General features: G+C 39.3%; 24 protein-coding genes. 13 read left to right on the top strand and 11 right to left on the bottom strand.

What is annotated here, in order from left to right; translation table 11 throughout:
* The 3 genes from AAC855_RS08260 to pyrB form a co-directional block, all read right to left on the bottom strand.
* Positions 1-2,348 (bottom strand): trypsin-like serine protease (locus AAC855_RS08260; RefSeq protein WP_340609110.1); only part of this gene is annotated, 2,348 nt, incomplete at its 3' end.
* A gap of 22 nt (positions 2,349-2,370) precedes the next feature.
* Positions 2,371-4,155, bottom strand: a complete 1,785-nt coding sequence (locus tag AAC855_RS08255; RefSeq protein WP_340609109.1) for a hypothetical protein — start codon at positions 4,153-4,155, stop codon at positions 2,371-2,373.
* A 640-nt stretch (positions 4,156-4,795) separates the two neighbouring features.
* Positions 4,796-5,734: an aspartate carbamoyltransferase gene (pyrB, locus tag AAC855_RS08250; RefSeq protein ID WP_340609108.1), complete on the bottom strand. Its 939-nt coding sequence runs from the start codon at positions 5,732-5,734 to the stop codon at positions 4,796-4,798.
* A 409-nt stretch (positions 5,735-6,143) separates the two neighbouring features.
* Here pyrB and AAC855_RS08245 point away from each other — a divergent pair, with 409 nt between their 5' ends.
* Positions 6,144-6,896, top strand: coding sequence for a hypothetical protein (locus AAC855_RS08245; RefSeq protein WP_340609107.1), 753 nt, complete (start codon positions 6,144-6,146; stop codon positions 6,894-6,896).
* A gap of 130 nt (positions 6,897-7,026) precedes the next feature.
* On the opposite strand, the gene rnz is transcribed toward AAC855_RS08245, so the two are convergent.
* Together rnz and rtcR are read right to left on the bottom strand one after the other, a co-directional pair.
* Positions 7,027-7,944, bottom strand: a complete 918-nt coding sequence (gene rnz / locus AAC855_RS08240) for a ribonuclease Z (protein ID WP_340609106.1) — start codon at positions 7,942-7,944, stop codon at positions 7,027-7,029.
* 11 nt (positions 7,945-7,955) lie between these two features.
* Positions 7,956-9,533: an RNA repair transcriptional activator RtcR gene (gene rtcR, locus AAC855_RS08235; RefSeq protein WP_340609105.1), complete on the bottom strand. Its 1,578-nt coding sequence runs from the start codon at positions 9,531-9,533 to the stop codon at positions 7,956-7,958.
* Positions 9,534-10,629: 1,096 nt separating this feature from the next.
* Here rtcR and AAC855_RS08230 point away from each other — a divergent pair.
* The 5 genes from AAC855_RS08230 to AAC855_RS08210 are packed head-to-tail and all read left to right on the top strand — an operon-like array spanning position 10,630 to position 14,960.
* Positions 10,630-11,661 carry a slipin family protein gene (locus AAC855_RS08230; RefSeq protein WP_340609123.1) on the top strand — a complete coding sequence of 344 codons (1,032 nt, stop codon included), beginning with the start codon at positions 10,630-10,632 and terminating at the stop codon, positions 11,659-11,661.
* Between the two features lie 11 nt (positions 11,662-11,672).
* Positions 11,673-12,899: an RtcB family protein gene (locus AAC855_RS08225; RefSeq protein WP_340609122.1), complete on the top strand. Its 1,227-nt coding sequence runs from the start codon at positions 11,673-11,675 to the stop codon at positions 12,897-12,899.
* A gap of 25 nt (positions 12,900-12,924) precedes the next feature.
* Positions 12,925-13,722, top strand: a complete 798-nt coding sequence (locus AAC855_RS08220) for a nucleotidyltransferase domain-containing protein (protein WP_340609104.1) — start codon at positions 12,925-12,927, stop codon at positions 13,720-13,722.
* A gap of 25 nt (positions 13,723-13,747) precedes the next feature.
* Positions 13,748-14,293, top strand: coding sequence for an RNA 2'-phosphotransferase (locus AAC855_RS08215; protein WP_340609103.1), 546 nt, complete (start codon positions 13,748-13,750; stop codon positions 14,291-14,293).
* A gap of 46 nt (positions 14,294-14,339) precedes the next feature.
* On the top strand, positions 14,340-14,960 hold the full coding sequence (locus AAC855_RS08210) for a LysE family translocator (RefSeq protein WP_340609102.1): 621 nt from the start codon (positions 14,340-14,342) through the stop codon (positions 14,958-14,960).
* A 71-nt stretch (positions 14,961-15,031) separates the two neighbouring features.
* On the opposite strand, the gene argF is transcribed toward AAC855_RS08210, so the two are convergent.
* Positions 15,032-16,045, bottom strand: a complete 1,014-nt coding sequence (argF, locus tag AAC855_RS08205; RefSeq protein ID WP_340609101.1) for an ornithine carbamoyltransferase — start codon at positions 16,043-16,045, stop codon at positions 15,032-15,034.
* A gap of 270 nt (positions 16,046-16,315) precedes the next feature.
* Between argF and rraB the strand changes: the two genes are divergently transcribed.
* A complete protein-coding gene (gene rraB, locus AAC855_RS08200; RefSeq protein WP_340609100.1) occupies positions 16,316-16,738 on the top strand; it encodes a ribonuclease E inhibitor RraB in 423 nt (140 codons plus the stop codon).
* 52 nt (positions 16,739-16,790) lie between these two features.
* Here rraB and AAC855_RS08195 read toward each other — a convergent pair whose 3' ends face one another.
* The gene (locus tag AAC855_RS08195) at positions 16,791-17,294 is read right to left on the bottom strand and encodes a GNAT family N-acetyltransferase (protein WP_340609099.1); all 504 of its coding nucleotides are present in this window, start codon (positions 17,292-17,294) and stop codon (positions 16,791-16,793) included.
* Between the two features lie 613 nt (positions 17,295-17,907).
* Between AAC855_RS08195 and AAC855_RS08190 the strand changes: the two genes are divergently transcribed.
* The gene (locus tag AAC855_RS08190; protein ID WP_340609098.1) at positions 17,908-18,921 is read left to right on the top strand and encodes a zinc metalloprotease; all 1,014 of its coding nucleotides are present in this window, start codon (positions 17,908-17,910) and stop codon (positions 18,919-18,921) included.
* A gap of 92 nt (positions 18,922-19,013) precedes the next feature.
* On the opposite strand, the gene AAC855_RS08185 is transcribed toward AAC855_RS08190, so the two are convergent.
* The 4 genes from AAC855_RS08185 to AAC855_RS08170 all read right to left on the bottom strand — a co-directional run bounded on the left by AAC855_RS08185 (position 19,014) and on the right by AAC855_RS08170 (position 22,163).
* Positions 19,014-19,787 (bottom strand): amino acid ABC transporter substrate-binding protein, encoded by a 774-nt coding sequence (locus AAC855_RS08185; protein WP_340609097.1) that lies wholly within the window; start codon positions 19,785-19,787, stop codon positions 19,014-19,016.
* Positions 19,788-19,827: 40 nt separating this feature from the next.
* Positions 19,828-20,592, bottom strand: a complete 765-nt coding sequence (locus tag AAC855_RS08180) for an amino acid ABC transporter ATP-binding protein (protein WP_340609096.1) — start codon at positions 20,590-20,592, stop codon at positions 19,828-19,830.
* A complete protein-coding gene (locus AAC855_RS08175; RefSeq protein ID WP_340609095.1) occupies positions 20,576-21,283 on the bottom strand; it encodes an amino acid ABC transporter permease in 708 nt (235 codons plus the stop codon). Before AAC855_RS08175 ends, AAC855_RS08180 begins: the two co-directional genes overlap by 17 nt.
* A 97-nt stretch (positions 21,284-21,380) precedes the next feature.
* Positions 21,381-22,163, bottom strand: a complete 783-nt coding sequence (locus tag AAC855_RS08170; RefSeq protein WP_340609094.1) for an amino acid ABC transporter substrate-binding protein — start codon at positions 22,161-22,163, stop codon at positions 21,381-21,383.
* Between the two features lie 439 nt (positions 22,164-22,602).
* Between AAC855_RS08170 and AAC855_RS08165 the strand changes: the two genes are divergently transcribed.
* The 5 genes from AAC855_RS08165 to AAC855_RS08145 are packed head-to-tail and all read left to right on the top strand — an operon-like array spanning position 22,603 to position 26,538.
* Positions 22,603-23,304: an AzlC family ABC transporter permease gene (locus tag AAC855_RS08165; protein ID WP_340609093.1), complete on the top strand. Its 702-nt coding sequence runs from the start codon at positions 22,603-22,605 to the stop codon at positions 23,302-23,304.
* Between the two features lie 2 nt (positions 23,305-23,306).
* Positions 23,307-23,651, top strand: coding sequence for an AzlD domain-containing protein (locus AAC855_RS08160; protein WP_340609092.1), 345 nt, complete (start codon positions 23,307-23,309; stop codon positions 23,649-23,651).
* The gene (locus AAC855_RS08155) at positions 23,629-24,654 is read left to right on the top strand and encodes a LeuA family protein (protein ID WP_340609091.1); all 1,026 of its coding nucleotides are present in this window, start codon (positions 23,629-23,631) and stop codon (positions 24,652-24,654) included. Before AAC855_RS08160 ends, AAC855_RS08155 begins: the two co-directional genes overlap by 23 nt.
* Positions 24,655-24,665: 11 nt before the next feature.
* Positions 24,666-25,523: a sugar phosphate isomerase/epimerase family protein gene (locus AAC855_RS08150; protein WP_340609090.1), complete on the top strand. Its 858-nt coding sequence runs from the start codon at positions 24,666-24,668 to the stop codon at positions 25,521-25,523.
* Complete coding sequence (locus AAC855_RS08145; protein WP_340609089.1) at positions 25,510-26,538, top strand: FAD-binding oxidoreductase; 1,029 nt, start codon at positions 25,510-25,512, stop codon at positions 26,536-26,538. The genes AAC855_RS08150 and AAC855_RS08145 overlap by 14 nt, the downstream gene beginning before the upstream one ends.
* Positions 26,539-26,550: the final 12 nt, after the last annotated feature.

Genomic DNA, 26,550 nt, shown 5'->3' with positions numbered 1-26,550 from the left:
TCACCGGGAAGACTGGCAGTTCCTGATACCGTCGTAACGGTATCTGAGATATTTTCCGGGTTTGTAAGGTCAACGTCAGGGGTTTCGATTTCAAAATATGTTTTTTGTAAGAAATCTGACAAAAGATGAGGCTCAATATTGAGTCCTAGAGGGATAAACCTGTCCATGACCTCAATATAATAAAGCCCGTCTTTCAATTCAGGAGGAAGCGATAAACTCCAATTTGGAAAATCATGTCTTTTCCCAAAATTACTATATTGTATTGGTAATTCGGAAAAATATTTACCCTCTTTCAATGGGATTTTTACGTAGATATTATTATCATTTCTATTGCATTGAGGGGAATTTGAAGGTGAATGACTGCTTTTTTTCATGCAGATAGAATATTCTGAAGGCAAAAATGTATCATCATTTGAGAGAGTATAACGTTGATTATCACCACCAAAACCAGCGAATGTTTGATTTTGTGTATTAGTGGATAAGATTTTTATTGGTGATTCAATCTTATATTCTTTATTAAAAGAAGGCATAAAATATCCGCCTTCAGATTCGAAAGAGTCATGATACCATAACTTTGGATCACTCGGGTCAACGTTATCCAGTTTTTGTATTGCATTGATATCGACAATCTGTATTGGGATTGAATCAAAATCTTCGTTTGATAAAAAAGAATTTCTTAAATGAAAATTATTTTTATCTTGATGGTTATTTTTACAACTTGCATAATAACCGTTAAAAATACAGACTAGTTTTGCATTGTTAGCATAATTTACATTATATTCTAATATTTTTCTATATATGCTTCCTTTTCTATTTTTGTTTGGCTCAACATTTAAAGTGGAATAATCTTCTGGTTTTAAACTGATGCTGACTTGATCGCTGATTTTTTTCTTTTGGGCTTTTTGAGATATAGTTATATTATAGTTGTCATCTTTTCCTAAATTTTTAAGATTAATATCAGGCATTATACTGCATGACCATAGTCCATTCTCACCTGTTTCTATCAATTGATTGTTTTTTAATCCAGAGCATAATATATCCTGTGTATAACTTTCTTTACCATACTTAGGGTTAGATCTTAATGTCAATTCTATATCAGAACCAGGAGCGGCGTATCCATGTATGGTAAAGTTTTTGGTTAGAACTATTGATTTATTTGATGGATAAATAATACCAGCTTCTTGCTCTGCACTGGGTATTTTTGCTGTTATGGTATCACTCTTCCATGATTTATCATTTCTATTTAACTCTTCAGCTGTAATAGTAATTTCATATTCATTTTTTTCCTTAATTTTTTTAGTAAAATAAGAATCATATGGGATATAACATTTCCATTTTCTGTCTACGCCTACCTTACATTGAGTATTTTTTTCATCTTTGTGATCAATGGAGTAACGAAGATTGATCTCAGTAAATTGATGTCCGAATCCCTCTACAGGTATGTTTTTTCTCCTTTTACTTAAATTTTGACCCCAATCCGGATTATAGATCCATATTTGTTCCATTATGTGAGAAAACCAATTGCCTAGGTTTCTTTTTTCCTTAAAGGCGGTCGTAAAATATTTACCTGTAACATCTGAAGCGAAAAAGAATGGACGAACTTTATTTCTATCCTTAACTTTAAGAGTATCCTTTGTTGTGGATGCAACACCGATGATTGTATCATGCCAAATAATTGGGCCACCAGAGTCTCCAGATTGTATAACTCCTGACTTTAAATCTTCATTTTCTTTTATAAGAATCCCATGATTTGCCTTATAATCTACAGCATTAGTGACAATATTAACATCGGCTCTCTGCTGTTTTTCTCCGGCATTTTTTATCTGATTTCCTGTTGTTGGATCAATTCCCAAATTACCATAGCCATAGATAGAAGCGTTATAATAATTTTTATCTATTTTTTCATAAGCTTCATTATAGTCAAAGAAACGACGAACATGACCATAATTATCTAAACTAATAGGATTATCTAATTTTATTAATGCAAAATCCGCATCCCCAAGGTATTTAGTGAAATTTTTATATGGTGCAGTACCCATTACTTTTTTTTCGTAATTTTCAATCGAATATGTTTCAATTTTTTTATTGTCACCCTGGCAATGTGCTGCTGTTAAAACATAGCCTGGAGAGATCAGAGAACCACTACATGAAAAAATATATTTCCCTGATTTATCTTGACCATGAATATTCACAACCCAAGGTTTGCATTTACTATTTTTACTATCAATACAGCTTTCTTCTCCTCCAGCAATTGTTTCTATTGGATGGGGGGGCAATACAGTATCTGAAAATACATTTATACTGTAAGATAATAAAGAGAGGATAAAAAACACTTTAAATATAATCATAGCAGCCTCCTTAATGGGGAGATTAATTATTTTTTTCAATGCAAGTCATATGGTCATTACCTCCAGTACATTCCAGTTTTTTATCTTTCCTTGCTGGATAATTTCTATTATCAGATGTTTCATGGATAGTAAAAAAGTATACTCCTCGTTTAGCATAATATTCATTGTCTGAACTCCAATTTCCTCTTTCATCAGGAATTATTTCTTCCGATTTTACATCATCAGAAAATATTATTATTTTAGGGTGGAGGCTTTCTTTGAACTCACTGATTTTTTTATCCTCTGTAGGCATGGAAGTTCCATAGAAGTGGATAAATACATTATCGATGATTTCATATTTTACAGAGAAATCTTTTGATTTCAGTATAGTGACTTCGTCATCGCTATTTTGAATAGGAATATTTGGCGTTCCTGTGTTTTTAGCTTTAATTTTTATAAAGCCGGCAGGGGGATTACTCATTTTTGCTTGCCAATTATTTCCAATGCGAGAAATAATTGGGAGAACATGTTCACCATTTGAATAATAGTTTGCAATTACATCGAGAGGTGTTTTTTCCGTTACTTTCCCTTCAATTACAATCTGTTTAGGATTGTCGTCTGTTGAAATAATAAATTTATGCATAACAGGTTTTGTGATTTTTACCGGACAACGTGCTACTCCAAATTTAATTTCTCTTTTTCCGGGTAGATTATTTTCCCCTTTCCTATTCTGGTTAAAAAACACAGATGCTTTATAGTAATTAAAACATTTTGATGTTAAACCTTTAATGCTCCATGTGCCAGAATTAAAATCAACATCAGGGGTATATTCTTTCGTTGGTTCAGAAGGATGAGTGTAATCAGGATCATCAAAACTGGAAATTGATACTTTGATTTTTTTAGCATCATCTGGAATTTTAGAATTAATTAAACCGGATATGTCATATTTTCCATCAGGTATAATTTGAGCATCCTTCATTGACGTTATGGTTGCACCACATGGTGGCCCTTTAATAGTAATTCCTGAATTTTCAATACCCTCAATACTAATTTTTCTGGGAATTATTTCGCAGTTTATCCAAACCTTTGCCTGCCATTGAGCCCCTTTTTCTTCTGTAATCTCAACTTTATATTTATTTTGGTCAAAATTAGTAACAATATAAGGTAACGATTCATCTTTCATAAGACCCTGTCCCATAATAGTGATATAGTTATTTTGGGCTTGTTCTTGTGGAGCGGAGGAAGTAATTTTTGGTGGTGTAAAAATATAATCATCCTTGAGATCTATGTTGATACTATAGCCATCCTCAATCAAAATTCCATGATTTAAACAGCTATAGTCTTTTTTGCAAATAGCGTTGATTTCAAGAGAACAATCGGATGTATTAACCGAACTAAGCCATGGCCCTACAATTGAGTCTGGATGTATTAATAATTTTAAATGACATGATTTATATGCTTGAAGGTTATGATAGGTAGTTGCAGTCCATTCCACGAATTTCTCTTCACCGAGGCAGCTGAATATTGTATCGTAATCTATAATGTTTTCACCATAACTTTCTCCACCCTTCACATAGATATATTCATATCCATGATCTTTTATGCATTTATTATTAATCATGTGAATCTGTAACTTACCAGATTCACTGCTGTTTTTAAAAATTAGATTATATTTTGATGAAAGAATGTTTATATTTTTTACTGAATTATTACTCTCGTAATTTGGAATGAAAGAATGGTTTTTTAAGCTATTTGCATAGCCTCTACTAAGACAAGGGAATAATATGGATAGCGTTATTATATATAAGTTTAATTTATTTATTTTCATATAAAAACCTTAAATAAAAAACATATCACCATGATGGCAAGTTAAATCTATGGAGGTTTTTTATTAAATATAATTTATAAAAAATGTAATGGGATACATTGTGGAAAATCTAGAACCGACCAATTCCATTAAAGGAAAAAGAGCCCATACTTAAGTATGGTAAAGCATCTCAATAATGTCCAAGTTTGGAATTATTTTTTATATTCCTTTTTATATCAGTGCGTTCTCATTGGTTTTGGTCAACTATCCCACAAATGTAAATTGTGAGCGTATCCACTACGATATTTCATCAGGATTACATGTGCGTAATTTCATTTCATCCTTTCAGCATGTGAAAGTTATCAATACATTGCAGAGATATCTGACTATAAAAACAATAGTGGGGTTTTTAGAGGTTCAATCTTTCATTTGATGAATTGAATTATTGGAATAGTATTTAGAGAGGTATTCAATTTTTTGAATCAATATATGACAGTGTATCATCTTTATGATTAGTATTTTTCTGTATTTCTTTATTTTTTAAGGGTTTTTGAAGAAATGATATCAAAGGGGATTGAGAAGAATAATATTATGACTAAGAGCTAATTACCTTAGTCATAATATTTATAACTGCTTATTTATGTTAATTAATTATTCAGCATTAATCTATAGCAACATTTTCATTCAGTACCAGTGACAGCAACGCCTGACGAGCATAAATTCCATTACCCGCCTGCTGGAAGTAATACGCATAAGGCGTTTTATCTACATCAACAGTGATTTCATCAATACGTGGCAGGGGATGGAGTACTTTCAGGTTCTCTTTGACATTCACCAAATCTGCCGCACGTAGCACAAACTGGGCTTTGATATTGGCATATTCAGAAGGATCAAGACGCTCTTTCTGAACGCGGGTCATATACAGAATATCCAGCTCAGGCAGCACATCTTCAAAATTATTGTGAATGCTGTAGCTCACCTGTTTTTCATCCAGCATATGCAGAATATAGTTCGGCATAGAAAGCGCATCGGGCGCGATAAAGCAGAAGTGGTTGCCCTCAAATTTCGCCAGTGCCTGCGTCAGTGAATGGACAGTACGGCCATATTTCAAATCACCAACCATCGCGATTTTCAGGTGATCCAGTTTGCCTTGAGTTTCCTGAATGGTAAACAGGTCTAGCAGTGTCTGGGTTGGATGTTGGTTTGCACCATCGCCGGCATTAATGATCGGAATATGACCGGAAAATTCAGAAGCAAGACGGGCAGCACCTTCCTGTGGGTGACGCATGACAATCGCATCAGCATACTGGCTGATAATAGAAATAGTATCGGCGAGCGTTTCACCTTTTTTTCCCAATGAGGTGTTACTGCTGTCCGCAAAGCCAACCACAGAGGCACCAAGCCGCTGGATAGCCGTTTCAAAAGAGAGACGGGTGCGTGTAGAGGCTTCGAAGAAGCAGCTGGCGATGACTTTGTGCTTCAGTACATCAGTCTGTGGATTGGCTTTCAGGGCGGCTGCCGTCTGCAATACCAATTCAAGATCTGTGCGGCTCAAATCATTAATTGAAATGATATGCTTGCGATATAACGGGTTAGCCATGTTGACATTCCTCTTTTATGACTTTTAGCCTTGGACTGGGCAGACGAAAAAAAGCCCCTCAATTGAGGGGCTTTTAAATGTTCGGTTAGTAATGGGGAAAACAATACGCTCAGGCTGCCCGTTGGCAGTGCTTCGTTAGATTGGCGTTTTGCAATGCAGTATTTCATGTTTTCTCCCGACAAATCGTCGCGCATTATACTCGCGATTGTATTCACTGCAAGATTTGTTGAGAAAAATTTTTGTTTCAAGCAGTGACCCGCAAACGAAGGTGTGCAGGCTATTATCATTCTTTATGATGAGATAGAACTATTTATATTAGTCGCTGTTATCATTGTTAAAAAATAATTTCCCGCTTAATAAGACAGGCTATAATACGTTGTTTTTTATTTTTTTATAAAGAGGATAATTTATGCCTTTTTCACAACCTTTTAGAAATGAGTTTTTTGAGGGTGATCTTATATATGGATTAACTAATGAAAGAGAGAAATATATCAGTGGGTTAGATAATTTTAAAATCGTTGAAAAGAGACTTCCTAAATCAATTTCGGGACAAGAATTTTTTAAACCGACAATGATGAATTATTATTTGATTCCAGTTGAAGAAAGAGAAATGAAGGATTTTGTAGATAAATTTAGGAATAATGCCTGGGCACGTAGTATTCCATGGATGCGTGAGAGAGATAAGGAATACAGAGGCTATCTTAATATTGCTAGTTTTCCTGAGTATGAAAAATATAAAGAAAGTTACTATTCACATCTTAGGAGCCATGAGAAGTATCATACTGTTCTTGAAGAAAATACAACGAAAAATCCTGTCACTATAGGAAGGAAATGTAAAGGAGGAATATCATGGGTCACTATGAGTGATTGCCAGCTTACTGAGGGGATGCATATACATTTCATACTCGATGCGTTAAATATGGAAGCAGTTGTAAATAAATCAAATGTAATGGGTAAATCTATAACAGCAAAAGAGTTGAGATGGATTTATCGGAACAGATATAGTAAAGAAGTTGCGAGTAAAATTCAATTCTGGATGAATAAAAAACCTGTTTCTCCTCCTTGGATTTCAAATGAAGCATTATGGATAAAGTATAAACCGAAGAGAATAACTGATTGTGGTATAAATAAAGGATTATCTAAATTATTTAATATGGATTAGTTTAATCACTCAGGGGATAAAATCCCGTCATTTAAGGCGGGATTGTTAATTTTTTAATTTTACTTTTCTATATGAAATAGAATCGAAAAATTATTAATATTATTTTTTAAGTTAATCTATTTTTATAAAACTATTTAACGACAAATACCGCAAAATCTTCAGCTAAATCAGTATTCGGAAATATTTCCCGACATTCAGCCAGTAAACGTGGACAATCTTCTTTACCATAACGTCCGCTGATATGCGTTGCGATAAACTGTTTTACCTTGGCATCACGCGCCAGTGTTGCCGCCTGTTTAGTGGTGGAATGACCACGCTCATTGGCTTTTGCGGCAAACGCATGTTCCAGCGTGATTTCATGTACCATGACATCAACATTAGCCGCGAGTGTCAGGGCTTCCGGCGTGGGTTCGGTATCCCCGAAAATCGCTAATGATTTGCCACGAATTGGGGCTCCCAGATAATCTTTACCGGAAATTGTCCGCCCATCCTCCAATGTGACCGTACCGCCTTGTTTTAGGGTTTGCATCCACGGGCCACGGGGAATTCCATCCTGATCCAGCTTCTGTGCATCTAGAGTACCGAGCCTGTCATGTTCTTCAATCCGATAGCCATAACATTCCACACGGTGATTCAGGGGATAAGCGGTGACTTTCATTGTGCCGTCATCAAAAAGTAATCCGGGTTGTACTTCAATAATTTCGAGGGGATAGGTCAGAAAGGAGCTGCTTAGTTGCAATGTGGTTTCCACAAACTGGCGTATCCCTTTTGGCCCGTATAGTGTTAATGGATCGGTGGAGCCGCCCATTGATCGGCTGCATAGTAAGCCGGGCAGACCAAAGATATGATCCCCATGCAAATGAGTGATAAAAATCTTTTCCAGTTTGGAGATTTTAATCGGAGAGTGAAGGATCTGGTGCTGTGTTCCTTCACCACAGTCAAACATCCACAGTGCGCTGCGGATCTCCTGTAAGTCGAGAATAAGGCTGGTGACATTGCGTTCTTTAGTCGGGACACCCGCGCTGGTCCCCAGAAATTTTAGTTCCATATCGTTTTCTCCTAATTTTGCTGAATATTTTCCCAGTCTAAGCCGAATCGGGCGAGATATTTACGTAATCTATCGGCATCATTGGGTTGTTTCTTTTGTTGGCGGGAAACAGCGAAGAGCTTACGACCGGCCTCGGATAAACTGGCAGATCCCCGGCAAACGTTGATAACGGTTTCTAATTGCTGGCGATCAAATAGATCAATTTCTGCTAAATGATCCGGTAGTAGGGAGGAACTATTTTCTCCTCGCCAGTGTTGTCTGAGGCGGATGATTTCTTCTTCTGCCAAGTGCTGATTGATGCGGCCATTTTCAGCAAACGTTGCCATGCGGGTGACTGATGCACTTAATTCACGGAAGTTTCCCCGCCACTTGGCCTGTTCTGAGCAGGCAAAACGCAGGTAAATCTGCCGGGCTTCTTTATCAAAACGAACCTGTGTTTGCTGTATTTGTGCATAGCGGGCCAGTTCATAGTCGATATTTGGTTCAATATCTTCACGACGCTGAGCCAGTCCGGGTAACTGATAAGTCCACATATTAATACGGGCATATAAATCTTCACGGAATTTTCCCTGAGTAACCCTATCCCGCAGATCCCGGTGAGTGCCGGCAATTAACTGAAAGTTGCTGTAAACTTCCCTATCAGCGCCATACGGCAGAAAGTTTTTTTCTTCAATCGCCTTCAATAACATCGCTTGTTCATCAAGTCCTAACTCGGCCACTTCATCCAGAAATAAAATACCACCATCGGCTTCGCGTAATAGGCCGGTTCGCTGCTGTATTGCCCCTGTAAATGCCCCTTTGACGTGTCCAAACAGTGTAGACATGGCATTATCACCGCGCAATGTTGCACAGTTTACTTCGACAAAACGCCCTTTAAGCAGATGGCGTGATTGGCGGAGTTGATAGATACGCCGAGCCAGAAAGGATTTGCCGGCTCCGGTTGGCCCGGTCAACAGGATCGGTGCGGAAGAGCGCAGCGCAACACGCTCAATCTGTTCTATCAGGTGGTTAAAGCTGGCATTGCGCGTAGCGATGCCGGATTTCAGGAACGCCACTTGCTCTTGTTGTTCACGCAGAAAGCGGCTGGTTAGCGTGGTATAGCGACTGAGATCTAAATCGATAACAGTATAGACTCCTTCAGGATGACTATCGCGGTCGCCATTTCTGGGAGATGTTTGAATCAACTGAGCTGGCAGATAACGGGCTTCAGTCAGCAAAAACCAGCAAATCTGGGCAACGTGAGTACCTGTCGTGATATGTACCAGATACTCTTCATTCTCAATATCGAAAGGATAGCGAACCGCAAAATCAAGCAGGGCGGTATAAACTTCTTCAAAATCCCATGGATCATTAATCTGAACTTCTTGCAGAATAACCCGGGTCTGTGGGGAGGTTTCTTCAATATCTTCTTTAACCCTTTGTGCCAGACTGTAGTTATCTGCCTGATAGAGTAATTCCAGCCTGTCAATTGGCAGCTCAGGCTGCTGGCATAGCCCAATAGTAGGACGCCATTTTGTCCAGCGATTCGCTTTTTTCCCACGTCTATCTAATGTTGTTCCTAAAACCCCAATAGCAACTCTGCGTTTCATCCTTGCCTCTGTTATTGATTATCTAAATTTATAAAAAACGATATAAAAAGATAAGAAAATCAAATGACAAAAACAATCATTGAAAATAGGGAAAAATAAAAAACTTTAATTTTCATTATGATAATAAATATTTTTGCCTATTTTCAAAGTTGGCACGGGATTGGCAATAACTATAAGCGTCAACATGCTGGAATTGCATGGGTTCTGAACCCAGCCGGTACATCAGTAATGGCATGAGGCCATTTCACTGTATGTATTCCGCCAGCGAGGGACGTTTAGCGAATAATACAGGGTTACATTGGGTTCGAGTCCCAAGTTCGCACCATATAAGGGATATGGTCTTTTACTCTCCAAGTAAAACACAAAATAAAATATAGAAGTGAAAACCCCTGTGACTGCCACTTGAGAGTCACCGCTTTGAAAACCCGGTAGATGATGCTGGGTTAAGGGCAGAATACTGAGCTGCTGCTGTCTGAGTACCGATGTATTTCCCCCTTGGCTTCGCCCTGATGCCCAGTTTTCAGAGTGCAGGGAATGAAAAGGAAAAATAACTATGATGAAGAAAATAAAAATATTGCAGGGACAAATTGGTTTACTGGCAAAAGAAGGTGAGTACTTACGGGTTTTAACCGCAGGTGAATATCGTTTTAGCGATTGGTTTAACAAATTGCAATTGACGACTTTTAACCTTAGTGGTGGCGCAATAGAAGCAAAATTGGCAGAGCATTTGCGCCAGTATCATGCCGATTGGGTCGAACAGTATTGTGATGACATCCAGCTGGCTGAAGATGAGATGGGGCTATTGTATGAGTATGATTTACTGAATGAAATTATACCATCTGCAACTCGCCGCCTATATTGGAAAAATAGTGGGTTACGCCGGTGTGAAATCCGTAAAACGACGGAACAGGAAATTTCACCTGAATTAGTCTCCCTGTTGCACGCTGCAAAAACCCATAAACGCACTGTGAAAGGGTTGGATAATATCCTGATTGCACAGATCCCAGTATGGCAGGTCGGCATTTTGAAAATTGATGGCACTGTACAGGAGCTGTTACAGCCAGGTCTGTATGGATATTGGCGTGTTGGCTATGACATCTCTGTGGAAATTGTCGATACCCGTTCACAAGCTAAGGTTGAAGACAATCTGGCAGAACATCTACGTCAGCAGCATAGCGATTGGGTCGATGAATTTTGTGATGGTATTGAAATTGCCGATGATGAAATGGGGTTGCTATACGAGCATGCTGTGTTGGTCGAAATTCTGCCTCCGGCAACCCGTAGTTTGCAGTGGAAGAATGGAAATCCCCGCCGCATAGAGGTACTGAAATCCTCTGAGCTGGAAGCTGATGCTGAATTGGTTTCACTATTAATGTCTGCTATGGCGCGAAAACGCAGTGTGAAAGGCTCAGATAGTGTATTGATTACTCAAATCCCGGCTTGGCATGTAGGGGTTTTGAAGGTTGATGGAATTGCACAGGAATTATTACAGCCGGGATTAAAAGGTTATTGGCGTGTCGGGCATGATGTGTTTGTTGAAATTGTTGATACCCGGTTACAGGTACTGGAAATCAGCGGTCAGGAGATACTGACCCGTGACAAGGTAAATCTGCGCATTAACTTATCCGCTAACTGGCGTTATCAGGATGTTCTGATGGCATATGAACAACTCAGTGATCCAGTTTCATATCTGTACCGAGAGTTGCAATTTGCTTTGCGTGAAATAGTAGGCACGCGCTCACTGGATGAATTGTTGGAGAATAAGCAGGTTATTGATGATCTGGTTGGTGAAAAGATCCAGCAAATTGCCCGGCGTTTTGGGTTGGAAGTGGCATCACTTGGTGTGAAAGACATTATTTTGCCCGGCGATATGAAGACTATTCTGTCGCAGGTTGTGGAAGCAGAAAAGTCTGCACAGGCGAATGTTATTCGTCGTCGGGAAGAAACTGCAGCAACCCGATCGCTTCTGAATACCGCAAAAGTGATGGAAAACAATCCGATTGCCTTACGCTTGAAAGAATTGGAGACACTGGAAAGTATTGCGGAACGTATTAATCAGATCTCAGTGTATGGCGGTTTAGATCAAGTATTAAACGGATTGGTACAAATTAAAGGAGAACAAAAATGACGATAACTGAAATGAAAACCAACGCTTATAACTTATTGACTCAGGATAATGGTGCTCCGGTAAAAATGTGGACGAATGGGGTGCCCGTTGATCCAAAAGCGATTACTCAATTACAAAATACGGCCAAGATGCCTTTTGTATTTAAGCACTTGGCAGTGATGCCGGATGTGCATGTCGGTAAAGGTTCTACTATTGGGAGTGTAATCCCGACTCGTGGCGCTATTATCCCGGCAGCCGTTGGGGTGGATATTGGCTGCGGAATGATTGCTGTGCGTACTTCATTGGTGGCATCGGATTTACCGGATAATTTGCTGAATATCCGCCATGCTATTGAAGCTGCTGTACCACATGGTCGTACTGTGAACCGCGGCGGGCGGGATAAAGGTTCCTGGAATAAGGTGCCGGAAATGGTGGATCAACATTGGGCAACGTTGGCTGATCGCTTTAAACATATCACCGATAAATACCCGAAACTGCTGAACACCAATAACCGTCAGCACTTGGGAACGTTGGGAACAGGGAACCATTTTATTGAGCTGTGCCTTGATGAAGCGGATCGCGTTTGGGTAATGCTGCATAGCGGTTCCCGTGGAGTAGGAAATGCCATTGGTAATCTGTTTATTACACTGGCGCAGAAAGATATGCAGCAACATATCGCTAACTTGCCTGATCGTGATTTAGCGTATTTTGAGGAAGGAAATCGTTACTTCGATGATTATATGGAAGCAGTGGACTGGGCACAGGACTTTGCGCGCCAGAATAGGGAAGTGATGATGCATCGTGTACTTGAGGCGTTATCACGCGAGATACCAAAACCGTTCACAACACAGCAGGAAGCGGTGAATTGCCATCATAACTATGTACAGCGTGAGCAGCACTATGGTGAAGAGGTTTTGGTAACCCGTAAGGGAGCAGTATCCGCCCGTAAAGGCCAGATGGGGATCATTCCGGGTTCGATGGGGGCAAAAAGTTATATTGTCCGAGGGCTTGGAAACGAAGAGAGTTTTTGCTCATGTAGCCACGGCGCTGGGCGTGTAATGAGCCGTACTGAAGCGAAAAAACGCTTTACAGTGAATGATCAGAAACAAGCGACTGCGCATGTGGAATGCCGAAAAGATAGTGATGTCATCGACGAGATCCCGATGGCGTATAAAGATATTGATGCAGTAATGGCTGCCCAATCTGCATTGGTGGAAATCGTGCATACTTTACGTCAGGTAGTTTGTGTAAAAGGTTAGAAAAATCGCAGTAGGAAAAAAGAAAATGGAAAGGGAAGCAGAAATCGTCAGCCCGGAAATGCGGGCTCGTATTAAAAGAGAGCTGTATAAAATCGAACAGAAGTATGGTGTGCGGATACTGTATGCCTGTGAGTCTGGCAGCCGAGGATGGGGCTTTGCATCACCGGACAGTGATTATGATGTGCGATTTATTTATGTTCACCCCGTGGACTGGTATCTCAAAGTGGAAGCCGGGCGGGATGTGATTGAACAGCCGATATGTGATGAACTGGATATCAGTGGCTGGGAATTGCGTAAGGCTTTAAAACTGTTGAAGCAGGCAAACCCCACTTTAATGGAATGGCTGGATTCTCCCGTCATCTATTATGCAGATGCGGCTGCGACGAATGGACTGAAAGCGATGGTGCCGCATTTCTTTTCGGATATTAAAGCGCGTTATCACTACCTTTCAATGGCGAAGAAAAACTTCAGGGGTTATTTGCAGGGTGAGCAAGTGCGGCTAAAAAAATACTTTTACGTATTGCGTCCGTTACTGGCTGTACGTTGGATTGAGATGGGTAAAGGTACTCCCCCTATAGATTTTGAAACGCTGGTGGCTGGTACAGTTTATGATCCTCAATTGAAAGCAGAAATTGCAGATTTACTGCGAATTAAACGCACTGTAAATGAAGCAGAATATGGCGCGCGTAAACCGAAAATTCACGCTTTTATTGAATCAGAACTGGATGAAACATTAGTGCGTTGTGAACTTCAGGGTCATCGTGAACGCAGTCAGGATCTACTTGATAGTTATCTGAAGCGTTGGGTAATGAAGAATAGATAAAAAACGCCGATTACTGAGGGAAAATATGGATCATATCGATACTAAAATCAGCAAATTTTTAAGTTACGTATTGCGTCATCAGCCTGAATCTATTGGCTTAACACTGGATAGTGAAGGCTGGGCGGATATCAGTACGTTGGTTAAATGTGCTATGAAGCAGGGAAAGCGGCTGAATTACGCGATGATTGAGAAAATTGTTGCGACCAACGATAAAAAACGCTTTGCTATTTCGGAAGATCGGAAACGTATCAGGGCTGTACAGGGGCACTCAGCCAAACGGGTAGATATCGCTTATCTGGAAAAGAGACCTCCGGCCGTTTTATATCACGGTACAGCAACCCGCTTTCTGGATTCTATATTTAAACAAGGGCTGGTGGCGGGAAATCGCCATTATGTGCATTTATCGGCAGATGAAGTGACCGCGATTAAGGTGGGTCAACGACACGGCAAAGTTGCTGTTCTAAAGATTGATGCTCAATTAATGTATGAGCAGGAAATTAAATTTCATCAGGCAGAAAACGGTGTCTGGTTGACTAAGGCGGTTCCTGTCGCATATATCAGTATGAAGTAACATCATAATTAAACATGTTTATGCACACTTAACTCTGGAGATAAAAATGACAGTTTTGGATTCTCTATTGGCATTTATGGTTGCTGCTACATTATTAACATTAACGCCTGGTCTGGATACGGCTTTAGTTTTAAGAACTGCTGCGGCGGAAGGTGGGAAAAAAGCCTTTCAGGCCGCGCTTGGGGTTGATGCCGGATGTTTTATATGGGGAGCGATGGTGGCATTTGGTTTGGGTGCATTAATTGCTGTGTCTGAACTGGCATTCAATATTCTGAAATGGTGTGGTGCGCTGTATTTATGTTGGTTGGGTCTCCAGATGATCCTGCGTCCTAATTCCGATCTTGGGGGGGATAGTACTTCTTCGGTTAAAACGTCGAACTGGTTTATCAGGGGTATGTTGGGAAATGTGCTGAATCCAAAGGTAGGTGTGTTTTATGTCTCTTTCTTGCCTCAGTTTATTCCTCAGGGGCATTCACCCATGATCTGGACATTTGGCTTAGTTGCTATTCATGTCGCACTGGGTACGATATGGTCACTGATTCTGATTTTTGCCACACGTCCGCTTTCCCATGTGTTAAAGCGTACGAATGTCATTAAGTGGATGAATCGGGCGACGGGAGGATTATTTCTGTTTTTTGCGGTTAATCTGGCGTTAAGCCGGCGGTGAGTGATGGAGAATAGTGGCTTGTTTCAGCGAAAAAGACAAGCGGTGCTTAAGTGCACCGCATAATACTTTAATCATAAATCCAGCTCCTGTACTAATGTAGCCACCATAACAGCCTTAATCGTATGCATACGGTTTTCTGCCTGATCAAAAACAATGCTGTATTCTGATTCAAACACATCATTCGTCACTTCCAGACCTCCTGATAAGTTGAATTCTTCCGCAAGCTGTTTACCAAGAATAGTTTCTTCATCATGAAAAGCCGGCAGGCAATGCAGGAATTTCACATTTGGATTTCCCGTTAGTTTCACGAGATCCATATTGACCTGATAAGGCGTTAATAATTCAATACGCTCCTGCCAGACATTTTTAGGTTCACCCATGGAGACCCAGACATCGGTATAAAGGAAATCGGCTGCCTGTACGCCCGTCGCGATATCTTCCGTCAGGGTGATTTTTCCACCTGTTTTCGTTGCCTGTTTTTGGCATTCATTCACTAATTGAGCATCTGGCCAGCAGGTTTTTGGTGCAACCAGACGTAAATCCAACCCCGTCAATGCCGCAGCTTCCAACAAGGTATTACCCATGTTGTTACGGGCATCGCCCAGATAGGCCAGTTTGATTTCAGTTAATGGCTTTCTACAGTGTTCCTGCATCGTCAGTAAATCTGCCAGTAGCTGAGTCGGATGAAACTCATCCGTCAGCCCATTCCAGACGGGAACACCAGCATATTTTGCGAGTGTATCGACTATTGCCTGCCCATAGCCACGGTACTGAATACCATCATACAAACGCCCAAGAACCCTTGCTGTATCACTGATCGACTCCTTATGCCCAATCTGGCTGCCGCTGGGGCCTAAATAGGTGACATTAGCCCCTTGATCATGTGCTGCAACTTCAAATGCACAGCGTGTGCGAGTGGAGTCTTTCTCAAAAATCAGGGCGATATTCTTTCCTGCCAGTAAGGGCATTTCTTTACCTGATTTTTTATTCGCTTTTAATTTCGTTGCTAAGGATAAGAAAAACGCAATCTCTTTAGGGTTGTAATCAAGTAATCTCAGGAAGTGGCGCTGAAAAAATGGATTCATATGGCATTTTCTCCATAGGGCAAAATTGAATTAATATGCACTATATATCGATAAAAAATCTTATTGCAAGCGCTATATACACAATGGATTTCAAGATGTGTCGCGGCAGCAGATGAAGTGTGTATTGAAGATTTAAGGATAGCCAAGAGAATCGTGACCCGGCGCTTAAGGCCTGTACTTTTGGTTTAACAGCATGGGATAGCTATATCCTTTGCAAAGAAAAGATGGGAGAATGCGGAACAGGATAGCCAACTGACAGAGGGGATTGGCATGGCAGACCCACATGCACTGGAAGAACAGCGCGAAGAAACTCGCTTGATCATCGAAGAGTTATTGGAAGATGGCAGTGATCCTGATGCGCTTTATATCATTGAACACCATTTTTCAGCGGACGACTTTGACCGTCTGGAGAAAGCCGCAGTTGAAGCATTTAAACTTGGTTATGAAGTGACAGATGCAGAAGAGCTGGAAACAGAAGATAGCGTTATTTTGATGTGTTGTGACGTAGTCAGTGAGAGCCGCCTGGAAGCTGATCTGATTATCGCTCAGGTTGAGCAATTGATGGATTTGGCTGAAAAAATGGGTGTGAATTATGATGGTTGGGGAACTTATTTTGAAGACCCTGATGCGTCAGATGATGACGATGATGTAGGTGATCTCTTCCCGGAAGAAGATGAACACAGATTACACTGAGTTTTTCTATCGCATTTGCCCCACGGTTCACGCGGGGCATATTATTATCGTTTTACAGCATCTTAACCATTCTGACCTCACAATCACTGTGCCCAGTATTGCCTAATGGCGCATCAAGGTAACTGAACCCCAGCTTTTCATACAGAGCGATGGCGGCTTTCAGGTTTTCTGTCGTTTCTAAATAACAGCGAGTGAAACCCTGTTCCACCCCGAATTCCAGTGATTGTTTTACGATTTGTCTGGCAACACCCTTGCCCCGTAATACTGACGAAAGATACATTTTTTGCAGTTCACAGGTATCACTATCACCTCCTGACAGCGGAGCAACGCCACCACCTCCAACAACTTTCCCCGCCATTTCAACAACCCAGTATGCACTGCGGGGCTGGCTGTAAACTTCGTACAGAGTATCCAGAATTGGGTCAGCAACGGCGAAGCCTTTGTCAGCGGTTAAACCGTGCTCGGCGGATACCTCGCGAATAATGGTGGCAATATTAGGGTTATCTTGTTGGGTAATAGGGCGGATGATGTAGTCGGATGTTGTATTTTTGACCATTGTTCCCTCGTTATGTATTTTGATTTTTTTGGTACTGGATGACAGGCTTGACTAAGCGCTTTGGGTAATAGCATGAATTGAATATATCCTGAAATCAACTGTATATAAAAGGATTTAATTTTATTTTCTCAACCTATTTAAAATTTTTTATGGCAAAATAGCAGAATTAAAAATTAGACACTATAATAAAGAATTATGGTCACGAAAATATAGAACTTCACTGGTTCTTTCTGGTTTTTATTTTAGCTTAATTATTATTTTTATTTAATTGTCATAAAATGTATTTTTGTTCCCTGTGTGCATCTTTCATGTGATGTAATTACTTTGAAAATAATGAGACGCAATTCATTTTAATATCATATCAAATTTTTCGGAATGATTAATTAACATGGAAAATTTAATTTTATTTATTGTTTTTATATATTTTTAATTTTTTTCGCATGGCTGGAGTCATTTTGCACAATAAAATTGATGGTTTAATGATGGTTATTTAAATTTTCTCCAAAGCTGAAAGTTTATGTGGAATGTATTACAAACTCGGATGATCAGGAGAATGAACTGATAGTACTATTATGGGCTGGATGGGATATTTGGTAATGTAGGAGAAACTATAATGAATCTAATAAAGAAAATATTTATTTTAATATTCATGGTATCGTCGTTTCCGCCATTTTCTGCCATAGCAGATAATAAAACGCTATCTGATAGTGATCCCAAAAACTTTGTTGTCGGTTTATTTTTTGATGAAAATGGTGATACCTACAATCCTCTAGTAGGGTATGGCAGTGTACTACGATATACACTGTCTGATCCAAATTTATCAATACAGTATACACACCATGATGATGTTGAAAATATTCCGATTGCACCACTTATGCAACGCGCTGCAGTATATTGGAGTCGTGTGACAGCACCACATTTCACTGTTAGGGAAAGGAGAGAAGGAGAATCTGCAAATTTCATTTTGCAAACGATGCTACCTGTTATGCTAGATAGTAGTAATGCAGACCTTTATCTTGGGAATTTAGAGGCATACACTGTTTTCCCACATTCGAGAGAATATGCAGAGGATGTGAGGGACTACGGCATCACATCAGCAGGGATATTTTTCCGGCCAAGTACTCTTATAACAGATGATGTTTTCACCAACTGGGAAGACGCTATGGGGAGAGGTAGATCTTTTAGAGAGTATGCAGAGCATAATACATATGCACTGATACTTCATGAGATGGGACACGCTCTAGGATTAGCTCACCCTGATGAGATTGTTAATGGGCCAAGTTTCGTTACAGATATACATCCACGCATTTATAGAACGAATTTGTACGATGTATATTGGTTGCCCGATAGCCATGAAACTCCAATAATGCTTCAACATTTAACCGATTTTTTACTCACTCTACGGCAAAGACTTGGACAAGATTTAACGCTGGATAATATTGCTGTATCTGAACAGGAAATAAATGTGATATTAAGTCAACTTTCTTTTGATTGTCGTCCACATCGGGAAAATTTCGACATATCTTCTCGTTCACTTTCGCTTACAAAAAGTAAGTATTGTAATCATAGTACCGTTTATCCTCTGGCAAAAAGGATAGTACCAATTATTACGGCTCTGTCGCATTAATGTAGATTTAGAGTAGCTCGATCAGATTATATCCGACGCTTTGCAGAAGATAATGCAATTGAAGAATATAATCTGATCAGTTGGTTAACTAATTACTTAGAAATATCAGTGCCAAAGTATTTCTCGGAAATACGGGCGTAAGTTCCGTCATCTTTCATGCCTTGCAGTGCTTTATTAATCGCTTCGACTAATTCAGGATCACCTTTGCGCATTAAAACGGCCGATTTACTGGCATCAGTCTGCTGAGCGACAATTTTAACCGGTGCATTCGGGCGTTGGTTTTTGAAGTCAAGAAATGACAAACGATCATTCAGAGTGGCATCAGCCCGACCGGTGGCAACTAAATCAACGGACTGATTAAAACCATCCGTGCTGACCAGCGTAGCACCATAAGATGTTGCTAATTGCCCGTAGTTGCTGGTTAAAGATTGCGCGGATCGTTTTCCTTTGAGGTCATCAAAGGATTTGATGCTGTTATTGTTATCACGGGTGATCAGAACAACCTGAGATGTTGTGTAAGGGATTGAAAAGCTGAATTTGGCTTCCCGTGCAGGAGTCACACCAACCTGATTAACAACCGCATCAAAGCGTTTAGCATCCAGCCCTGCAATTAAACCATCCCACTTTACTTCCGTAAACTCAGGTTTAACATCCATACGACGTGTAATTTCTCTGGCAATATCGACATCAAAGCCGGTTAATTTATTGCTGGCATCATGGTAGGTAAATGGAGGATAAGTCCCTTCTGTACCAATTTTAAATACGCCTGAGGCTTTTATGGCATCAAAATCTTTACCGGCATAGCTGGGAGCAGAGATAGCAAGAGTCACGGCACCTGCAAGCAGCAATTTTAAGAATACTTTCATGATGTTCTCCAAATGAATTTTTAAAAAATGTTGTGGCTTTCTATATTTGCCAGTCCGGTAAAGTTTCAGTCAGAGTTGAAACAAACTCGATGGTGCGCTGGTGATCCGGGCGGGTGAACATGTGTTTGGCGCTTCCCGATTCGATAATTTCCCCGAATTCCAGAAAGATAACATCATGGGCAAGATTAGCAGCCAGACGCAGATCGTGCGTTGCCATTAACATTGTTGTCCCTTCATCTGCTAACTGTTTCAGTACAGAAACGACTTCTTTTGATAGTTCAGGGTCAAGGGCTGAAGTCGGTTCATCACATAATAATACCTTTGGTGATGGTGCCATCGCTCTGGCGATTGCAACCCGCTGCTGCTGACCACCGGATAATGTGGTTGGCCACACATCCGCTTTATGCGACATTTCAACCTTTTTCAGTAGCTCCATCGCCCGCTCTCTGGCACGTTCGCGGGGCCATTTCTGTACCCAAATCAGCCCCTCCATGATGTTTTCAATCACAGTGAGATGAGGAAAAAGCTGGAAATTCTGGAATACCATGCCGGTTTGCAGACTAAAGCGCTGGATTTCCTTGTGGGAAAGGCGTTCTTTGCCGGTAAACGTAATTTTTTCTTTCCCCAGCATAAGTTGGCCGGCTTGTGGAATTTCCAGCAGGTTAATGCAGCGTAACAGGGTGCTTTTCCCACTGCCGGAAGGCCCAATAAGGGCCGTCAGGCTGCCTTCCTTAATCGTCAGGTTAATATTTTTCAGCACCTTTTGTCCGTCGAAACTTTTTTCAATGTTAGAGAGCTGAATCATTATTGACTTCCTTATTATTGCCATTTTTAGCGTATTGCTGGGAGAACTTGTTTTCCATACGGGTTTGCAGTGCTGATAACAGCGAACTCAGGAGCAGATAAAGGACGGCTGCTTCGGTGTACAGGATCAGGGGCTGGTATGTCACAGCGGCGATGCGCTGTGCAGCCAGAAACATTTCCGGTACGGTAATAACAGACGCCAGTGAGGTATCTTTCACCAGCGAAATAAAGGTATTTGACAGTGGAGGAATAGAAACTCTTGCTGCTTGTGGCAGAACGATACGTCGCAGGGATTGCCACCAACTCATCCCGATAGAATGGGAGGCTTCCCATTGGCCTTTAGGAACCGAATTAAGCGCAGCCCGGATAACTTCTGATGTGTAAGCACCAACATTCAGCGTAAAACCAATCACGGCAGAGGTGAATGCTTCCAGTGTAATGCCAATGCTGGGCAGTGCATAAAATATCAGAAACAGTTGCACTAATAGTGGTGTCCCGCGGATCAGCCAGACATAAAAACGTACAACTACAACCAATGGCTTAGGCCCGTAAAGCCTGATCAGGGCAACGATAAACCCCAGTGTAAGCCCGAGGGCAAATGTGATCAGGGTGAGGGGAATAGTGAATGTCAGGCCTGCGTAAATCATCGGCCAAAGAGAATCCAGTGCTAAGCTGAGCCAGGATGGAGTCATATATCGTTCCTATATTAACATCAAAAAGTATTTATTTTTTATAAGATTGTTTTAGTGATGATATGGCAATAAGAGAGCATCCTTATATAAAATAAAGTTATAGCTTAGAACTGGCGGATCCGTGACTAAAATACTTGTCCCAGATACGTTGATAAGTTCCGTCAGCGTTGATTTCAGTAATGGCTTCATCGATTGCAGCTTTTAACTCGGTATCGTTTTTACGTAGGAGTACCGCAGTCTGTGCTGCATGGGTATCCGTTGCCACAATGTGTACCGGTGCTTCCGGGCGATGTTTTTTATAATCGAGGTAAGACAGTTTATCGTTGATGGTGGCATCTGCACGGCCCGTACTGACAAGCTCAACTTCTTGATTAAAGCCATTTGTCCCGATAATTTCTGCTCCGTGCTGACGCGCAATCTGGGCGAAGTTATTGGTTAAAGTATGGGCGGATTTTTTACCTTTTAAATCACTAAACGTTTTAATCGTATTGTTATCGGTTCTGGTAATCAGAACAGCTTCTGAAATGACATAAGGTAAGGAGAAAATATATTTTTTCTGGCGTTCGGGAGTAATAGCAATCTGGTTCATCACCGCATCTGATCGTCCGGCATCCAGACCCGCAATCAGCCCATCCCATTTCCCTTCAATAAATTCAGGTTTGACTTTCATTCGCTTGGCAATTTCACGACCGATTTCTACATCAAATCCCGTTAATTTTCCCGAAGTATCATGATAACTGAATGGAGCATATGCACCTTCTGTCCCGATCCTGAATATACCAGAGGACTGTATCTTATTTAGGGTGGATTCTGCATAAGTTAAATGTGTAAAGCCCAGTTGGATAATTCCTGCCAAGAATATCTTCTGTATAATTTTCATTTTACCTTCCTGATAATGAGAGTTATTATCAAATATAATACATGACTGGCTTTTTAGTCCCAATGATTTATATATAATATGAAATTATATATTGTATTTTAATTCTCATATGAAAATATTGTGAGAAAACTAATAGTTCATACCTGTTCTTGTAAACAATGTTGATTACTTCCATTTTTTAATACTAGATAAACACTTTTTAAAAAACATATTTGTTTTTTTGTTTTTTATATCTATTTGATTTTAATTGATTTTATTTTTGTTATTTAAGGGGGTTATTAACTCTGAATAAAAACAATTAAATGTGAAAACTACATTAATAATAATTGTTCTCAATAAGATAGCGTCAAAAACATTGAAGCATCATTTTTTTTAATGTAATGTTTTTCCATATTGTTATTTTCTGTGTGAATTTATTGATATTAAAAGTTGGGGTTCAATGCAAAGTTCATTATTTAGAAAAGGAATGTTAGATTCATTACCTGTTTGCATTTCTTTTTTCCTCATTTTTGCATCCGTTGGTGCTCTGTATCAAAATAAAGGGCTTTCATTAATAGAAGCAATGGTGGGTTCTGTATTCACTTTTGCTGCACCTTTGCAGGTCGCGGTTGTTAATTATCTTGCTAATGGCGCACTTTTATCAGTGATCATACTAACTCTGATCATTAACTTCCGCTTTTTTCTGATGTCGATGGTTATGTCGCAGTATTTTCATGGCATCTCAAAAAGCAAGGTTGTATTGTCAATGTTGGCATTCAGTGCCAGCACATATACTGTGACCCACGCTCATTTAGTTGCGGAGAAGATCCCTGAAGGAAAGGCACAGTTTAATTATTATCTGGGTGTATCTGTCCCTAGTTTTGTGATCGCTGTTCTTGCAACCTTATTGGGGTATGTGTCTTCAGATTATTTGAATTATGATTCAATCTCTCTTTTTCTCGTAATGTTAATTCCGATTCATTTTTCCTCTCTTACCGCTAAGCGGGCCGGAAAAGATTTGTCCGTTTTTGCTACGCTGGTAGGTGGGTTATGTGCACCATTCATCAATGAATTAAATATTCAGCTTATGGATATAGCAATACCCATTATAGTTGGAATGTGCATTGCATTTTATGAATTAAAAATTAAAAAGGGAGCCTGAGCATGATTATGATCTTATTGATGGGAGCGATCAGTTACCTTCTTCGGGTTATGCCATTTTTAATGGGTAACAAGAAAATTAAGAAAGATGGTTTTCTTATTACCTCTTTAGATTATGCAGTATGTTTTATCCTTGGCAGTATTATTGTAAATATATCTCTTGGTAATATAAAAATCAGCGAATTAATTTATCATTTTGAAATTAAGTATGCTCTTGCAATTATTACGGTTATAACTGCTTATTTTATCAGTAAGCGCACAGGCTCTATATTAAAGAGCTTAATTATATCATCTGTTTTATTTACATTAATATCATGGTGGGTTAATGAAAAAAATATGTTTTTTTGATACGACATTGAGAGATGGTGAGCAGGGGATTGGGTGTTTACTCTCGAATGAAAAAAAGTTGAAATTGTTACCACGTTTAATTGATTTAGGGGTTGATTCTATTGAGATTGGCATGGTAACAGATGAAGATAGTGAAAAGTTTTTTTATGAGGCCGCATCATCTAATATAGATTTTAAAGATACTTATATTGCCTCTTTATGCCGATTAAAACCTGATGATATTAAAAGAACAATTTTAGCTTTAAGTCGATTTAAAAAGACCAAATTAAACTTGCTGTGTGTTGGCTCAGAAATACATATCAGAAAAAAGTTTGATTCTACCAAAGACAGTATATTATTGATGCTGAAAGATTCTTTGGAATATATCGCTAATAGTGATTACACAGGTAAAGTATCAGCTATTTTAGAAGACTCATCAAGAGGGAGTTATGATCTTTTAGAAGAGAAAATTGAGTTGCTGACAGCTTACCATGTCAACGATATCTGCTTTGCCGATACAACAGGTTGTGCTACACCGCTATATATCAGTAATCTGATTAGTTATTTTAAAAATAAGTTTCCGGGTATACGGTTCTCTGTTCATTGCCACAATGATTTAGGGCTGGCGGTTGCTAACTCAATCAGCGCAATCGATGCCGGAGCAGATGAAGTACAGGTGACACTGGGTGGAGTCGGTGAGCGTTGTGGTAATGCGTCGTTTGAAGAAATAATGGCAATTTTGTCATATAGAAGTGAATATAAAAATAGGTTTAAAGCAGATATTGATATGAAAGATCTGATTAACCTATGCAATTTTTATTATGACATTATCAATAAATTGCCTCATCCTAATAAACCTTTATTAGGTAAATATGCGTTTTCAACTTGCGCAGGTATTCACCAAAACGGAATTAAAAAATTCCCTGAAACTTACGAATTTATCAACCCTGATACATTAGGTTTGGAACGAAAGTTTTATTTTAACAGATTATCAAGCAGTAAACTTTCTCAGCAAGATATTTAATAGGAATGGTTATGAATTTTTCTCAGAAAATTGGCTTCTCAACAAACATTTTTGAAAACCCGGCAGATATAGACGTTTTGGTTGAACAATTAAGTAAAGATTTTAAGCGTATTGAAATTGAATTTGAAAAAGAATTAAGAGATTTAATTGATTATCATCCTGAGAAATGGAATGAGAAAGTTGCTGTATTGAATAAGTTAAAAGAAGATAACGATCTTTACTATTCTGTTCACGCGCCTTATATCGGTATCAAAACAGATATTGCGAATAGTGAAGAATTAGATAGAATTATTGCGGTTGATTATCTTGAATCATTCATTTATGAAGCAAAGAAGATCGGTGCTGAATACATTACTATTCATCCCGGCTATCTTGAATTTGATGATAATGGGATCTCTGATTTTGATTTTCAGCAACTGTCTAAATCTATCCAGAAACTATCAGAAGTTGCAAAAGAAAATGGCATGACTATCCTGCTGGAAAATACCGGAAGTGATAGAGAAAAGTATATCGTTCTGAGTGATGAACAGCATGAGATCTTATGCCATCAGTACGGTGTTTTCCTGACTCTGGACATTGTGCATTTTGAATCATTTATGCATAAAAACAGTACCAGAGAATATAAAGAAGGATTAAAAAGAATTCTACCCTATATCAGGAATGCACATTTTAATGATGTACTGAATGGTGAACACGTTCATTTACCATTGGATGAAGGCAACTTCGACTATCACAAAGTATTATCTTATATGGTGAGTGAAGGTTATCAGGGGAATTTTATTATTGAAGAATCAGGTGGTGGCTTTTCCCCGGAAGAATTTATTATCGCAGGGAAGAAGTATGTTGAATGTTTGAATGGCATGGAATGATCCTAATTGTAAAATGAAACATTTTGTTAGTATTAATAAAACTGAAATCGAATTTTTTTCTGATGAAAACATAACTATATTGGAACAAGCTGAAAGTAACGGGCATTCTTTAAAAAATGGTTGCCGGTTGGGGGCTTGTCGGGTCTGTAAGTTAAAATTATTATCCGGTGATATAGAATATACGGTCGGGAATAAAATTGGTTTAACAAAGAAAGAACTGGACGATAATTACTTTTTACCATGCTGCGCGATTGCTAAAAGCAATATTGTTTGTGAAGCAGATGGTGATGATAAGATGCTTTCAGATACCAAAGAAGGCGCTGTTATATGTGATATAACAAGATCACCCGGAATCACGGTTATCAGATTTAAATTATCGAAAAGATCTAAGATGGATTTTATTCCGGGGCAATATATTGGTATAGAAGTCCCTAATGGAAAATGCCGGTATTATTCTGTCGCTAATATCCCGAAGGATGATGGATATGTTGAAATTCATGTCGCTAAGAATAAAAATGGTGTGTTTTCAGATGTGATTTGTGAAAAGCTGAAAGTCAATGATGTATTGTGGATATACGGGCCTTATGGTGATTTTATTTCGGATTATCATGATGAGGTAAGAGATGTTGTTTTTGTTGCGACAGGAACAGGATTTGCTCCGATAAAATCCATAATCGAATCTGGCGTATTCAAGGAACGAAATATCCATCTTTTTTGGGGAGGAAGACGAAAAACCGATCACTATTTCTCTGAGATTGTAGATAACTGGAAAAATACATTAGGAAATTTCAATTTCCATATGGCGTTATCACGGTCGGATGAAGAAGAGCATCCTGAAATCCATTGTGGGTACGTGCAGGAAGTCTTTAAAAAAGAGATTGGTCTGAATAATCAGATAGAAGTTTATATGTGTGGTTCTCCTAATATGATCAGTGATATGTCTGAGCTATTAAAAGAGCGTTATCAACTGAATGAAGATTATATTCATGTTGATGTATTCTATCCCAATAGCTAATAATCAAAAAAA

This window comes from Xenorhabdus bharatensis, assembly GCF_037996705.1.
Lineage (GTDB): Bacteria > Pseudomonadota > Gammaproteobacteria > Enterobacterales > Enterobacteriaceae > Xenorhabdus > Xenorhabdus bharatensis.
Note: the sequence above shows the minus strand (reverse complement) of the source record. Positions and strands in the feature narration are given on the sequence as shown.